The 14,096-nt window shown below is 72.2% G+C and carries 12 protein-coding genes; 9 read left to right on the top strand and 3 right to left on the bottom strand.

What is annotated here, in order from left to right:
* Window positions 1-29: 29 nt before the first annotated feature.
* Both ACWDVG_RS11945 and ACWDVG_RS11940 read right to left on the bottom strand, forming a co-directional pair.
* Window positions 30-1,259: a DUF349 domain-containing protein gene (locus tag ACWDVG_RS11945; RefSeq protein WP_451698665.1), complete on the bottom strand. Its 1,230-nt coding sequence runs from the start codon at window positions 1,257-1,259 to the stop codon at window positions 30-32.
* Between the two features lie 201 nt (window positions 1,260-1,460).
* Window positions 1,461-2,261 (bottom strand): peptidylprolyl isomerase, encoded by an 801-nt coding sequence (locus ACWDVG_RS11940; RefSeq protein ID WP_451698663.1) that lies wholly within the window; start codon window positions 2,259-2,261, stop codon window positions 1,461-1,463.
* Between the two features lie 164 nt (window positions 2,262-2,425).
* Here ACWDVG_RS11940 and ACWDVG_RS11935 point away from each other — a divergent pair, with 164 nt between their 5' ends.
* The 5 genes from ACWDVG_RS11935 (at window position 2,426) to rpsD (ending at window position 7,624) form a co-directional block, all read left to right on the top strand.
* Window positions 2,426-3,133, top strand: coding sequence for an MBL fold metallo-hydrolase (locus tag ACWDVG_RS11935; protein WP_451698661.1), 708 nt, complete (start codon window positions 2,426-2,428; stop codon window positions 3,131-3,133).
* Between the two features lie 8 nt (window positions 3,134-3,141).
* Window positions 3,142-4,404 carry a histidine--tRNA ligase gene (hisS, locus tag ACWDVG_RS11930; RefSeq protein ID WP_451698659.1) on the top strand — a complete coding sequence of 421 codons (1,263 nt, stop codon included), beginning with the start codon at window positions 3,142-3,144 and terminating at the stop codon, window positions 4,402-4,404.
* 163 nt (window positions 4,405-4,567) lie between these two features.
* Window positions 4,568-5,194 carry a vitamin K epoxide reductase family protein gene (locus ACWDVG_RS11925; protein WP_451698657.1) on the top strand — a complete coding sequence of 209 codons (627 nt, stop codon included), beginning with the start codon at window positions 4,568-4,570 and terminating at the stop codon, window positions 5,192-5,194.
* A gap of 81 nt (window positions 5,195-5,275) precedes the next feature.
* Window positions 5,276-6,631: a replication-associated recombination protein A gene (locus ACWDVG_RS11920; RefSeq protein WP_451698879.1), complete on the top strand. Its 1,356-nt coding sequence runs from the start codon at window positions 5,276-5,278 to the stop codon at window positions 6,629-6,631.
* Between the two features lie 378 nt (window positions 6,632-7,009).
* Window positions 7,010-7,624 carry a 30S ribosomal protein S4 gene (gene rpsD, locus ACWDVG_RS11915; RefSeq protein WP_137990520.1) on the top strand — a complete coding sequence of 205 codons (615 nt, stop codon included), beginning with the start codon at window positions 7,010-7,012 and terminating at the stop codon, window positions 7,622-7,624.
* A 34-nt stretch (window positions 7,625-7,658) separates the two neighbouring features.
* On the opposite strand, the gene ACWDVG_RS11910 is transcribed toward rpsD, so the two are convergent.
* Entirely contained in the window at window positions 7,659-9,971 is a 2,313-nt protein-coding gene (locus ACWDVG_RS11910; protein WP_451698654.1) for an ATP-binding protein, read from the bottom strand.
* A gap of 192 nt (window positions 9,972-10,163) precedes the next feature.
* Between ACWDVG_RS11910 and ACWDVG_RS11905 the strand changes: the two genes are divergently transcribed.
* Genes ACWDVG_RS11905 through ruvX form a run of 4 tightly spaced genes read left to right on the top strand, consistent with a single transcriptional unit; the run spans window position 10,164 to window position 14,091 of the window.
* Complete coding sequence (locus ACWDVG_RS11905) at window positions 10,164-10,604, top strand: DUF948 domain-containing protein (protein WP_451698653.1); 441 nt, start codon at window positions 10,164-10,166, stop codon at window positions 10,602-10,604.
* A 6-nt stretch (window positions 10,605-10,610) separates the two neighbouring features.
* Window positions 10,611-10,958 carry a DUF6167 family protein gene (locus ACWDVG_RS11900; RefSeq protein WP_451698651.1) on the top strand — a complete coding sequence of 116 codons (348 nt, stop codon included), beginning with the start codon at window positions 10,611-10,613 and terminating at the stop codon, window positions 10,956-10,958.
* The gene (alaS, locus tag ACWDVG_RS11895) at window positions 10,958-13,627 is read left to right on the top strand and encodes an alanine--tRNA ligase (protein WP_451698649.1); all 2,670 of its coding nucleotides are present in this window, start codon (window positions 10,958-10,960) and stop codon (window positions 13,625-13,627) included. Before ACWDVG_RS11900 ends, alaS begins: the two co-directional genes overlap by 1 nt.
* A complete protein-coding gene (ruvX, locus tag ACWDVG_RS11890) occupies window positions 13,627-14,091 on the top strand; it encodes a Holliday junction resolvase RuvX (protein WP_451698647.1) in 465 nt (154 codons plus the stop codon). Before alaS ends, ruvX begins: the two co-directional genes overlap by 1 nt.
* Window positions 14,092-14,096: the final 5 nt, after the last annotated feature.

Genomic DNA, 14,096 nt, shown 5'->3' with positions numbered 1-14,096 from the left:
CTTCCTCGTACACGAGCCTGTTCAGGGCATCAGCCGCCGAACTCCTCCAGGCCCTTCAGCGCCTGGTCGAGCAGGGCCTGACGGCCCTCCAGCTCCTTGGAGAGCTTGTCGGCCTTGGCGTCGTTGCCCGCGGCGCGGGCCGCGTCGATCTGCTTGCGCAGCTTCTCGACCGAGTCCTGGAGCTGACCGGTCAGGCCCGCCGCACGCGCACGCGCCTCCGGGTTCGTCCGGCGCCACTCGGCCTCCTCGGCCTCCTGGATCGCCCGCTCCACCGTGTGCATCCGGCCCTCGACCTTCGGGCGGGCGTCACGCGGCACGTGGCCGATGGCCTCCCAGCGCTCGTTGAGGGAACGGAAGGCCGCGCGGGCCGCCTTCAGGTCCGTCACCGGCACCAGCTTCTCGGCCTCGGCGGCGAGCTCCTCCTTCAGCTTGAGGTTCTCGGTCTGCTCCGCGTCCCGCTCGGCGAAGACCTCGCCGCGCGCCGCGAAGAAGACGTCCTGGGCGCCGCGGAAGCGGTTCCACAGGTCGTCCTCGTGCTCGCGCTGGGCGCGGCCGGCCGCCTTCCAGTCCGCCATCAGCTCGCGGTAGCGGGCCGCGGTGGCACCCCAGTCGGTCGAGTTCGAGAGCGCCTCGGCCTCGGCGACCAGACGCTCCTTCGTCTTCCGGGCCTCCTCGCGCTGGGAGTCCAGCGCGGCGAAGTGGGCCTTGCGGCGCTTGGAGAACGCCGAACGGGCGTGCGAGAAGCGGTGCCACAGCTCGTCGTCGGACTTGCGGTCGAGCCGGGGCAGGCCCTTCCAGGTGTCCACGAGCGCCCGCAGCCGCTCGCCGGCGGACCGCCACTGCTCGCTCTTGGCCAGCTCCTCGGCCTCGGTGACCAGGGCCTCCTTGGCGCTGCGCGCCTCGTCGGTCTGCTTGGCCTTCTGCGCCTTGCGCTCCTCGCGGCGCGACTCCACCGTCTCGACGAGCTTGTCGAGGCGGGTCGCGAGCGCGGCCAGGTCGCCGACGGCGTGGTGCTCGTCGACCTGCTGCCGGATGTGCTCGATCGCCGCGGTCGCGTCCTTCGCCGAGAGGTCGGTGGTCCTCACCCGCTTCTCGAGGAGGCCGATCTCGACAACCAAGCCCTCGTACTTGCGCTCGAAGTAGGCCAGGGCCTCCTCAGGGGTGCCGGCCTGCCACGATCCGACGACCTTCTCACCCTCGGCCGTCCGCACGTACACGGTGCCCGTCTCGTCGACGCGGCCCCACGGGTCGCTGCTCACAGCGCCTCCTCACCATGATGCCGTCGCGGGGGCGCACCCCCCGGGCATCGTCCACAGTTTCCCGGCGGGCCTCGCCCGCCTTCCGCGGCGGGACCTGCCAAGGCCCACGCTGCACTACGCCAATCTAGGCGAACGGCGGCCCCACTGTCCGCACTCAGCGCGACCGAAATTCAACGGTCACGCCGGTGTGCGGACCCGGGCTCACTTCTTCGCGACGGTGGCCTTCTCGATCGTGACCGCCTTCTTCGGGGCGCCGTCCGTGGCGCCCCCGGCGACCCCGGCCGCGGCGACCTTCTCGACGACCTTCAGACCCGCCGCGTCCATCGTGCCGAAGGGCGTGTAGCTCGGCGGGAGCTTCGTCTCCTTGTAGACGAGGAAGAACTGCGAGCCGCCGGTGCCGGGCTGCCCGGTGTTGGCCATGGCGACCGTGCCGGCCGGGTACGTCACGGTGCCGTTGGCGCCCGCCTTGCCGAGGCCGCCGAGGTTCTCGTCCGGGATCGTGTAGCCGGGGCCGCCGGTGCCGTCGCCCTTCGGGTCGCCGCACTGGAGGACGAAGATGCCGCTGGTCGTCAGGCGGTGGCACTTGGTGCCGTCGAAGTACTTCTTGCCCGCCAGGTGGTGGAAGGAGTTCACCGTCCGCGGGGTCTTTTTCGCGTCCATGGTGATCGTGACGTCACCCTGGTCGGTGGCCAGCGTCATGACGTACGCGGCCTTCGCGTCCACGGCCATCTTCGGCTCCGGGTTCGCCGTCTCGCTCTGCGTCGGCGTGGGCGCCGCCGTCGTGGGCGCGTCACCCGCGACGCTGTCGGAGCCCGTGGAGCCGCCGTCCGTCAGCGCCACCGAGGCGTACACCGCGCCGCCCGCCGCGAGCACGACCGCGAGCGCGGCCGCGACGACGGTGTTGCGGCGCTTGGTCCTGAGCCGCGCCTCCTCCCGCCGCTGCTGCTGCCGCGCGTACTTCTCCCTGGCGAGCTGCCGCCGCCGCTGATCGCTGCTGACCACCGGATCCGCTCCTTGTCGCTCGTGTGTTCCTGTCCTGGCCGGGTGTGCCCGTACCGTATACGGGTTGGCTGTGGAACCGGCACCGCCGGTAGGCTCTGATCTGCCGCATTCCGCGATCTCCGCGCCTTCCGCGCGCCGAGCCGAGACGACATCCGAGGACGAACGTGCTGATTGCCGGGTTCCCCGCCGGGGCCTGGGGGACCAACTGCTACCTGGTCGCCCCCGCCGCAGGCGAGGAGTGCGTCATCATCGACCCCGGCCACCAGGCCGCCCAGGGAGTCGAGGAGACGCTCAAGAAGCATCGGCTCAAGCCCGTGGCCGTCGTCCTCACCCATGGACACCTCGACCACGTGGCCTCCGTCGTCCCGGTCTGCGGCGCCCATGACGTCCCCGCGTGGATCCACCCGTCCGACCGGTACATGATGAGCGACCCCGAGAAGGCCCTCGGCCGCTCCATCGGTCTGCCCCTCCTGGGCGACCTGACCGTGGGGGAGCCCGACGACGTGCGGGAGCTCACCGACGGCGCCGAGCTGAAGCTCGCCGGTCTGGAGTTCTCCGTCGCCCACGCGCCCGGTCATACCAAGGGGTCGGTGACCTTCCGGATGCCCGAGACCACGGAGGTCCCCTCCGTGTTCTTCTCCGGGGATCTGCTGTTCGCCGGCTCCATCGGACGCACCGACCTGCCCGGCGGTGACATGGACGACATGCTCGAGTCGCTGGCCCGCGTGTGCCTGCCGCTCGACAACTCGACCGTGGTGCTGTCGGGGCACGGTCCCCAGACGACCATCGGCCAGGAACGCGCCACGAACCCCTATCTGAGGCAAGTGGCCGCCGGCCTCGGGAGCGCGGACGCTCCCCGACGAGGAATGTGACGACTCACGTGAGCACCTTCAAGGCCCCCAAGGGCACGTACGACCTGCTGCCGCCCGACTCCGCGAAGTTCCTCGCGGTCCGCGAGGCGATCGCCGCGCCCCTGCGCAACTCCGGCTACGGCTACATCGAGACGCCCGGCTTCGAGAACGTCGAACTCTTCGCCCGCGGTGTCGGCGAGTCCACCGACATCGTCACCAAGGAGATGTACGTCTTCGAGACCAAGGGCGGCGACAGGCTGGCCCTGCGCCCGGAGACCACGGCCCCCGTGCTCCGCGCCGTCCTGGAGTCCAACCTGCACAAGCAGGGCAACCTCCCCGTCAAGGTCTGGTACTCCGGCTCGCAGTACCGCTACGAGCGCCCGCAGAAGGGCCGCTACCGCCACTTCTCGCAGGTCGGCGCCGAGGCGATCGGCACCGAGGACCCCGCCCTCGACGCCGAGCTGATCATCCTGGCCGACCAGGCCTACCGCTCCCTCGGCCTGCGGAACTTCCGCATCCTCCTCAACTCGCTCGGCGACAAGGAGTGCCGCCCCGTCTACCGCGAGGCCCTGCAGACCTTCCTGCGCGGACTCGACCTCGACGAGGAGACCCTGCGCCGCGCCGAGATCAACCCGCTGCGCGTCCTCGACGACAAGCGCGAGGCAGTGCAGAAGCAGCTCGGCGACGCACCGCTCCTGCGGGACTACCTGTGCGACGCGTGCAAGGCGTACCACGAGGAGGTCCGCGCCCTGATCACCGCAGCGGGCGTCGTCTTCGAGGACGACCCGAAGCTGGTGCGCGGCCTCGACTACTACACCCGTACGACCTTCGAGTTCGTCCACGACGGCCTCGGCTCGCAGTCGGCGGTCGGCGGCGGCGGCCGCTACGACGGCCTCTCCGAGATGATCGGCGGCCCCGCGCTGCCGTCCGTGGGCTGGGCGCTCGGCGTCGACCGCACGGTCCTCGCCCTGGAGGCCGAGGGCGTCGCCCTCGACATCCCCGCCACCACCAGCGTGTTCGCGGTGGCCCTCGGCGAGGAGGCGCGCCGCGTCCTCTTCGGCAAGGTCACCGAGCTGCGCCGGGCCGGGATCGCCGCCGACTTCTCCTTCGGCGGCAAGGGCCTGAAGGGCTCGATGAAGGACGCCAACCGCTCCGGCGCGCGCTTCGCGGTCGTGGCGGGCGAGCGCGACCTCGCCGAGGGCGTCGTCCAGTTCAAGGACATGACCTCCGGCGAGCAGCGGGCGGTCGCCGTGGACGAGCTGGTGGACGCGGTCCGGGCCGAGCTGGCCTGACGCCCCGCACGCGGAAGCCACGGAAGGGCCCGGACCGGCACGGCGGTCCGGGCCCTTCCGCGTTCGTCCGCGACCGTCCTTATCTCCGGCGAACGGAAGAAGGCGGGTCCGGTGTTGCAGAATGACCGTGCCACAAGGCCGGCCGAGCGAGGGAACAGGCGACATGACGAAGGCAGCGGTGGACGGGGTCGCGTCCGACCGGGGGAGCGACGGCGCGATCGGGGCGAGCCGCCCCCTCGCCTGGCTGCTCGTGATCACCGGCGCGGCCGGACTGCTCGCGGCCTGGGTCATCACCCTCGACAAGTTCAAGCTCCTGGAGGACCCGAACTTCGTCCCCGGGTGCAGCCTCAACCCGATCGTCTCCTGCGGCAACATCATGAAGAGCGAGCAGGCCTCGGTCTTCGGCTTCCCCAACCCCATGCTCGGGCTCGTCACCTACGGCATGGTGATCGCGATCGGCGCGGGCCTCCTCGCGGGCGCCCGCTACCGCCGCTGGTTCTGGCTCGGCCTCAACGCCGGCACCCTCTTCGGCGTCGGCTTCTGCACCTGGCTGATGCAGCAGTCGCTGTACGAGATCAACTCGCTCTGCCTCTGGTGCTGCCTGGCCTGGGTCGCCACCATCGTCATGTTCTGGTACGTGACCTCGCACAACGTCCGGCGCGGCGCGATCCCCGCCCCCGCGGGGCTGCGGACGTTCTTCGACGAGTTCACCTGGATCCTGCCCGCCCTGCACATCGGGATCATCGGCATGCTGATCCTGACCCGCTGGTGGGACTTCTGGACCAGCTGACGGGTCGCCCGGAGGGCGGGCCGCCCGGAGGCCGGCCGGACCCCGCCGCGTTGTCGGTGGGGTGACCTAGGCTTCATGACTGTGGAGCCCGACCTCTTTACCGCAGCAGCCGAAGACCGCCAGGAGAAGGACCCGTCCAGCAGCCCGCTGGCCGTCCGGATGCGCCCGCGCACCCTCGACGAGGTGGTGGGCCAGCAGCACCTGCTCAAGCCGGGCTCGCCGCTGCGCCGCCTCGTGGGCGACGGCGACGGCGGCCCCGCCGGCGCCTCCTCGGTGATCCTCTGGGGCCCGCCGGGCATCGGGAAGACCACCCTCGCGTACGTCGTCTCGAAGGCGACCAACAAGCGGTTCGTGGAGCTGTCCGCCATCACCGCGGGCGTCAAGGAGGTCCGGGCCGTCATCGACGGCGCCCGCCGCGCGGTCGGGGGCTACGGCAAGGAGACCGTCCTCTTCCTCGACGAGATCCACCGCTTCTCGAAGGCGCAGCAGGACTCCCTGCTCCCGGCCGTCGAGAACCGCTGGGTCACGCTCATCGCCGCCACCACCGAGAACCCGTACTTCTCGGTGATCTCCCCGCTCCTCTCCCGCTCCCTGCTGCTCACCCTGGAGCCCCTCACCGACGACGACCTGCGCGGACTGCTGGCGCGCGCGCTCACCGACGAGCGCGGCCTCGGCGGGGCGGTGACCCTGTCCGAGGACGCCGAGGGGCACCTCCTGCGCGTGGCGGGCGGCGACGCCCGGCGCGCCCTGACCGCCCTGGAGGCCGCCGCCGGCGCCGCCATCGCCAAGGGGGAGGGCGAGATCACGCTGTCGACGGTCGAGGAGACCGTCGACCGGGCGGCCGTGACGTACGACCGGGACGGCGACCAGCACTACGACGTCGCCAGCGCCCTCATCAAGTCCATCCGCGGCTCCGACGTCGACGCGGCCCTGCACTACCTGGCCCGCATGATCGAGGCCGGGGAGGACCCGCGCTTCATCGCCCGGCGGCTGATGATCTCGGCGAGCGAGGACATCGGCCTCGCCGACCCGACCGCGCTCCCGACCGCCGTCGCCGCCGCGCAGGCCGTCGCGATGATCGGCTTCCCGGAGGCGGCGCTCACCCTCAGCCACGCCACGATCGCCCTGGCCCTGGCCCCGAAGTCGAACGCGGCGACGAACGCGATCTTCGCCGCCCGGGCGGACGTGCGGAACGGCCTCGCGGGCCCTGTGCCGCCGCACCTGCGCGACGGCCACTACAAGGGCGCGGCCAAGCTCGGCCACGCGCAGGGGTACGTCTACCCGCACGACGTCCCCGGCGGCATCGCCGCCCAGCAGTACGCGCCGGACGCCATCCACGGCAAGCGCTACTACGAGCCGACGCGCTACGGCGCGGAGGCGCGGTACGCGGACGTGGTGGAGAAGGTGCGGGAGCGGCTCAAGGGCGAGGGCGGCTGAGCCCGGCCCGCAGCCTTCGAGGTGGCCTTCCCGGCGGGGGTCGGTCCGCCGCACACCCGGGGACCCGGTAGACTTCCCCGGAGTGCTGCGTCCCGTGTCCGACCCCGGTCGGCACCACCAGAGCGGGACAGGCAGCCGGAGACCCGGCCCCCGGGCGGGGTTTCCAGGAGCGTCGCGCACCTTCGAAGGTGTCGCGGGCAACCCACCACCCTCCGGATTCCCGGAATCGGCGGTGGGTCGTTCGCGTGCTGCACGTATGTGCCCAGACCGGGGAGCGGCTGCCCGACGGGTCTCCGGACCCACGGGTTTCCCCGGCTGCGGATGCGACCTCCTCTAACCCTGGTGAAGCCGTATTCGTACAGATAGAGAGGTTGGTTCATGCCGAACCAGTCCCGTCCCAAGGTCAAGAAGTCGCGTGCCCTCGGCATCGCGCTGACCCCCAAGGCCGTCAAGTACTTCGAGGCCCGCCCCTACCCGCCGGGCGAGCACGGCCGCGGCCGCAAGCAGAACTCGGACTACAAGGTCCGTCTGCTCGAGAAGCAGCGTCTGCGCGCGCAGTACGACATCAGCGAGCGCCAGATGGCGCGCGCCTACGACCGCGCCAAGAAGGCCGAGGGCAAGACGGGCGAGGCGCTGGTCGTCGAGCTCGAGCGTCGCCTCGACGCCCTGGTCCTGCGTTCGGGCATCGCCCGCACCATCTACCAGGCCCGCCAGATGGTCGTCCACGGCCACATCCAGGTCAACGGCCAGAAGGTCGACAAGCCGTCCTTCCGCGTCCGCCCGGACGACGTCGTGATGGTCCGCGAGCGCTCCCGCGAGAAGCCGCTGTTCCAGGTGGCCCGTGAGGGTGGCTTCGCCGCCGACGGCGAGACCCCGCGCTACCTGCAGGTCAACCTGAAGGCCCTGGCCTTCCGCCTCGACCGCGACCCGAACCGCAAGGAAATCCCGGTCATCTGCGACGAGCAGCTGGTCGTCGAGTACTACGCCCGCTGATCCCAGCTCCGGCGCGGTACCACCCACGCGGTGTTCAGCCCGCCGCTTCCCCGCCCTTACCGGTGGGGGAGCCGGCGGGCTTCCGCGTTCCCGGGACCGCCGCCGACCTCGCCGTACGGAACGGACGCGGCGTGCCCCCGCCCGACCGCCCGCCGAGGGCGGGACGGCGCCGGTCCGCGAGGGCCCGCTCCACCACCGCGTCCAGCGGCAGCCCCCTGCCCTCCCGGAGCGCCGCCTCGAACCGCTCCGCCCCCAGCGCCTCGGCCGCCCGCCGGGCCCCCAGCTCCCGCGGCCCGTCGAACGACGCCGACCCGAAGAGCCGGATGCCCACCGCGTCCCACACCGGTAGCGCGGCCCCCTGGAGGACCGCCGCCTCCACCGGATCGCCCTCGCTCACCGTCACCAGCGCCAGGAGTTCGATCGCGAGGACCAGCCCGACCAGGTCGTGGAAGGCGTGGTTGATCGTCACGCACTCGACGAGCAGCTCACGGGCCTCGGCGAGCGCGTCCCGCGTCCACGCGGAGAACGCCAGGACGTACAGCGCGTACGCCCGGGTCCAGCGCTCCCCGCGCTCCTCGCAGATCTCCCGCACCTCCCGGCAGAGCGCGACCGCGCCCTCCAGGTCCCCCCGGAAGGCCCGCGCCATCGCCACCTCGGTCTGCCCCATCAGCACGTTGCTGTTCAGCTCGCCGAGCTCCCGGTAGGCGACCAGGGCCCGGCCGATCAGCTCCTCCGCGCGCGGCATGTCGTCCGAGAGCAGCGCCAGGCAGCCCATCCGGTGCGTCGCGTACGCCTCCGCCAGCGCGTTCCCCGTCTCCCGCGCCCGCTCCCCGCACTCGTGCAGCGCCGCCACCGCCGCCGTGCCGTCGCCCTGCAGCACCGCCACGTACCCGAGCACCCAGAGCGCCTTGAGCCGCGCCTCCTCGTGACCGGACGGCAGCGCGAGCGCCCGCTCCAGCCAGTGCCGCCCCTCCGAGAGCCGCCCGCACCCCACCCACGCGAACCAGAGCGTGCCCGCCAGGTGCTGGGCGAGGTGCGCGTCCTCCGGCAGTTCGAGGCACAGGTCGAGCGCCGCCCGCAGATTCGTCAGCGCCGCGTCGGTGCGGGCCGCCACCTCCGCCTGGCGCGGGCTGAACCACTCCAGCTCGCACCAGGTCGCCAGGCCCATGTACCAGTCGCGGTGCCTGCGCCGCATCCGCTCCGTGTCACCGAGGGCCGCCAGCCACTCGGAGCCGTACGCGGCGACCGTGTCGAGCATCCGGTAGCCCGGCCCGGCCGGGGTGTCCTCCCGCACCACGAGGGACTGGGCGAGCAGCCCGCCGAGCACGTCGACGATCACGTCGGGCGGCAGCTCGGGGCCCCCGCACACGTACTCCACCGCGTCCAGGTCGAACGTCCCGGCGAAGACGGAGAGCCGCGCCCACAGCAGCCGCTCCTCCGGCGTGCACAGCTCGTGGCTCCAGCCGATCGCCGTCCGCAGCGTCCGGTGCCGGGGCAGCGCGTCCCGCCCGCCGTCCGCGAGCAGCCGGAACCGGTCGTCGAGCCGCCCGAGCAACTGCCCGGGGGAGAGCAGCGGCAGCCGCCCCGCCGCCAGCTCCAGCGCGAGCGGAATGCCGTCCAGGCGCAGACACAGCTCGCGTACGGACGGATCGGCGTCGGCCCCCGGCACGGCGAGGGCCCCGGGCCCGCCGTCGTACGCTGCCCCCGCCCCGCCGTCGTACGCTGCCCCCGCCCCGGGCCCGCCGTCGTACGGTGCCCCCGCCCCCGGCCCGCCGTGCGGGAAGCCGCCGGTCTCCTCCGCCCACCCGCCGGGCAGCGGCGCGCCCGCCTCCGCCGCCCGTTCGGCGAGCAGCGCGCACGCGTCCGCCTCGCCCATCGGCGCCAGGGTGAACACGGCCTCGCCCGCGACGCGCAGCGGCCGGCGGCCGGCGGCGAGGACGGTGAGCCCCGGCGCGCCCGCGAGCAACTCCCGCACCAGCGGCGCGCACTCCTCCACCAGGTGCTCGAAACCGTCCAGGACGAGCAGCAGGTCGCGCTCCGCGAGGTGCTCGACGAGCACCTCGCGCGGGGACCGCGGGGTGTGGTCGGTCAGGCCGAGCGCCTCGACCAGCGCGTGCGCCACCAGACCGGGGTCGCGCAGGGGCGCGAGGCCGGCCAGCCGCACCCCGTCGACGTAGCGTTTCTGCGCCGTTGCGGCCGCCCGCAGCGCCAGCCGGGTCTTGCCGACCCCGCCCACGCCCACCACCGTGACCAGGCGGGACCGCTCCAGGAGGGCCGCCAGCGCGGCCTGCTCGGCGGCCCGTCCGACGAACCGGTTCAGCTCCGCCGGGAGATTGCTGCGTCGCATGGGACACGGAGCGTACTCATCCGCGCGCTCTCCGTACAATCGGTTCCCGCAACTCCCGCCCCACGGGCGGTAATGCGGTACGGCGGGACAGCCGGGGCGCGATAGGGTCGGAGGACGACTTTCACGAACGAGTACCGGCCGGTTCCGGACGGTACGACCCCGAGGCCCAACGACAGCAGAGAGCGGTGCAGCGTGACCGGTGGAGAGGTTGCCGGGATCCTGGTGGCCGTGTTCTGGGCGATCCTGGTCTCCTTCCTCGCCGTGGTGCTGGTGAGGCTGGCGCAGACGCTCAAGGCCACCACCAGGATGGTGGCGGACGTGACCGAACAGGCCGTTCCCCTCCTCGCCGACGCCTCGGCGACCGTGCGCTCGGCCCGGACCCAGCTCGACCGGGTCGACGCCATCGCCTCCGACGTCCAGGAGGTCACCTCGAACGCCTCGGCGCTCTCCACCACCGTCGCCTCGACCTTCGGCGGCCCGCTCGTGAAGGTGGCCGCCTTCGGCTACGGCGTGCGCAAGGCCCTCGGCCGGGACCGGGGCGCCCGGGAGGACGCGCCCGCGGCCGCCGGGCGGCGTACCGTGATCGTCGGCCGTACCGTGCCCACCGCACGACGCCGGAAGCAGAAGGGCTGAGCCGCGATGTTCCGCCGCACGTTCTGGTTCACGGCCGGCGCAGCCGCCGGCGTCTGGGCCACCACGAAGGTCAACCGCAAGCTGAAGCAGCTGACGCCCGAGAGCCTCGCCGCCCAGGCCGCGAACAAGGCGATCGAGACCGGCCACCGGCTCAAGGACTTCGCCCTCGACGTGAGGGCGGGCATGGTCCAGCGGGAGGCCGAGCTGGGCGAGGCCCTCGGCCTCGACGCGCCCGTCCCCGACGGCCGCGAGCTCCCCGAGTCCCGGCGCAGGGCCGCGCTCGGCCCCACCCCGCGCCCGAGCACCACCCCCTATCCGTCCACCCACACGTACAACCGGAATGAGGACCACTGATGGAGTCGGCTGAAATCCGCCGCCGCTGGCTGAGCTTCTTCGAGGAGCGCGGGCACACCGTCGTCCCTTCGGCGTCGCTCATCGCGGACGACCCGACTCTGCTGCTCGTCCCCGCCGGCATGGTGCCGTTCAAGCCCTACTTCCTGGGTGAGGTCAAGCCGCCCTTCACGCGCGCCTCCAGCGTGCAGAAGTGCGTGCGCACGCCGGACATCGAGGAGGTCGGCAAGACCACCCGGCACGGCACCTTCTTCCAGATGTGCGGCAACTTCTCCTTCGGCGACTACTTCAAGGAAGGCGCCATCAAGCTCGCCTGGGAGCTGCTGACCACCTCGGTGGAGCACGGCGGCTACGGTCTCGAGCCGGAGAAGCTCTGGATCACCGTCTACCAGGACGACGACGAGGCCGAGGCGATCTGGCGCGACGTCGTCGGCGTCCCCGCCGAGCGCATCCAGCGGCTGGGCAAGAAGGACAACTTCTGGTCCATGGGCGTCCCCGGCCCCTGCGGCCCCTGCTCCGAGATCAACTACGACCGCGGCCCCGAGTTCGGCGTCGAGGGCGGCCCGGCCGTCAACGACGAGCGGTACGTGGAGATCTGGAACCTGGTCTTCATGCAGTACGAGCGGGGGGAGGGGACCTCGAAGGAGGACTTCGAGATCCTCGGCGACCTGCCGTCGAAGAACATCGACACGGGCCTCGGCCTGGAGCGCCTGGCGATGATCCTCCAGGGCGTCCAGAACATGTACGAGACGGACACCCTCAAGGTCGTCATCGACAAGGCCACCGAGCTCACCGGCGTCGCCTACGGCAAGACCCACGAGAGCGACGTCTCGCTCCGCGTGGTCGCCGACCACATGCGCACGTCCGTCATGCTCATCGGCGACGGCGTCACCCCCGGCAACGAGGGCCGCGGCTACGTGCTGCGCCGCATCATGCGCCGCGCCGTCCGCAACATGCGCCTCCTCGGCGCCACCGGCCCGGTCGTCCAGGACCTCGTCGACACCGTGATCACCACGATGGGCGAGCAGTACCCGGAGCTGGTCACCGACCGCAAGCGCATCGAGACCGTCGCCCTCGCCGAAGAGGCCGCCTTCCTCAAGGCCCTCAAGGGCGGCACCAACATCCTCGACACCGCCGTCACGGAGACCAAGGCCTCCGGCGGCACGGTCCTCTCCGGCGACAAGGCGTTCCTGCTCCACGACACCTGGGGCTTCCCCATCGACCTCACCCTGGAGATGGCGGCCGAGCAGGGCCTCTCCGTGGACGAGGACGGCTTCCGCCGCCTGATGAAGGAGCAGCGGGAGCGCGCCAAGGCGGACGCCAAGGCCAAGAAGACCGGCCACGCCGACATGACGGCCTACCGGGAGATCGCCGACTCCAACGGCGCCACCGAGTTCGTCGGCTACACCAACACCGAGGGTGAGACCACGGTGGTCGGCCTCCTCGTCAACGGTGTCCCGTCGCCGGCGGCCTCCGAGGGCGACGAGGTCGAGGTCGTCCTCGACCGCACCCCCTTCTACGCCGAGGGCGGCGGCCAGATCGCCGACCAGGGCCGCATCAGGCTGCACTCCGGCGCGGTCATCGAGATCCGCGACGTCCAGCAGCCGGTCCCGGGCGTCTCGGTCCACAAGGGCTCCGTCCAGGTCGGCGAGGTGACCGTCGGCGCCACCGCCTACGCCGCCATCGACGTGCGCCGCCGCCGGGCCATCGCCCGCGCCCACTCGGCCACCCACCTCACGCACCAGGCCCTGCGCGACGCCCTCGGCCCGACGGCCGCCCAGGCCGGTTCCGAGAACCAGCCCGGCCGCTTCCGCTTCGACTTCGGTTCGCCGAACGCCGTCCCCGGCACGGTCCTCATGGACGTCGAGCAGAAGATCAACGAGGTCCTCTCGCGCGAGCTGGACGTCCACGCCGAGGTCATGCCGATCGACGAGGCCAAGCGCCAGGGCGCCATCGCCGAGTTCGGCGAGAAGTACGGCGAGAAGGTCCGCGTCGTCACCATCGGCGACTTCTCCAAGGAGCTGTGCGGCGGCACCCACGTCCACAACACCGCCCAGCTGGGTCTGGTGAAGTTGCTCGGCGAGTCGTCCATCGGCTCCGGCGTGCGCCGCATCGAGGCCCTCGTCGGCGTCGACGCGTACAACTTCCTGGCCCGTGAGCACACGGTCGTCGCCCAGCTCCAGGAGCTGGTCAAGGGCCGCCCGGAGGAGCTGCCGGAGAAGATCTCCTCCATGCTCGGCAAGCTGAAGGACGCCGAGAAGGAGATCGAGAAGTTCCGCGCGGAGAAGGTCCTCCAGGCCGCCGCCGGGCTCGTCGACTCCGCCCGCGACATCCGCGGCGTGGCCCTCGTCACCGGCCAGGTGCCGGACGGCACCGGCGCCGACGACCTGCGCAGGCTGGTCCTCGACGTCCGCGGCCGCATCCCGTCGGACCGCGCCGCCGTCGTGGCCCTGTTCACCGTGGTCAACGGCAAGCCGCTCACGGTCATCGCCACCAACGAGGCCGCCCGCGAGCGCGGCCTCAAGGCCGGCGAGCTGGTCCGCACGGCCGCCAAGACCCTCGGCGGCGGTGGCGGCGGCAAGCCGGACGTCGCCCAGGGCGGCGGCCAGAACCCGGAGGCGGTCGGCGAGGCCATCGCCGCCGTGGAGCGCCTGGTTGTGGAAACGGCCTGATGCGACGAGGACGACGACTCGCCGTCGACGTCGGGGACGCCCGGATCGGGGTCGCCTCGTGCGACCCCGACGGGGTCCTCGCCACGCCGGTGGAGACCGTGCCGGGACGTGACGTCCCGGCCGCCCACCGGCGGCTCCGCCAGATCGTCGAGGAGTACGAGCCGATCGAGGTCGTCGTGGGCCTGCCCCGCTCGCTCAGCGGGCGGGAGGGTCCGGCCGCGACCAAGGTCCGCGCCTTCGCCCGGGAGATGGCGAAGGGCATCGCCCCGGTGCCGGTCCGCCTGGTCGACGAGCGGATGACGACGGTCAGCGCGACGCAGGGGCTGCGGGCCTCGGGAGTGAAGGCGAAGAAGGGGCGGTCCGTGATCGACCAGGCCGCCGCCGTGATCATCCTCCAGAACGCTCTTGAGTCCGAACGGGTATCAGGTAATCCGCCCGGTGAGGGCGTCGAAGTGGTCATCTGATCGCG

Source organism: Streptomyces sp. NPDC003327, assembly GCF_053589515.1.
The sequence above is the reverse complement of the archived record's forward strand: the minus strand, read 5'-3'. Positions and strand labels throughout refer to the sequence as shown.